Below are 229 nucleotides of genomic sequence, written 5' to 3' on the forward strand. Positions count from 1 at the left end.
TTTAAAAGGTGGTTGATAAAAATATGAATTTAGAAGATTTGGCAAAGAAAACTATCAGTGAAGTTAACTCTATCATGGAAGAACAAAGAAGGCAAAGTGAAATTCTAAAAGAACAAGAAGAGCTTAGAAAGACTCAAATTCAAGAGGATATGCCTACGGTTAAACTTAAGGAAGAGCCTATTTTGGAGCAAGAATTAGAAGATAAAATTTCTATGGCGAAATTTGAAGA

1 pseudogene is annotated in these 229 nt (G+C 31.4%); it reads left to right on the forward strand.

Annotation, left to right across the window (positions count from 1 at the left end):
* Positions 1-23: 23 nt before the first annotated feature.
* Positions 24-229 (forward strand): annotated as a pseudogene (locus ELQ10_RS08555) (2-oxoglutarate:acceptor oxidoreductase); the annotation flags it as partial.

This window comes from Campylobacter sp. US42a, from assembly GCF_004379055.1.
In the GTDB taxonomy this organism is placed as follows: domain Bacteria; phylum Campylobacterota; class Campylobacteria; order Campylobacterales; family Campylobacteraceae; genus Campylobacter_D; species Campylobacter_D jejuni.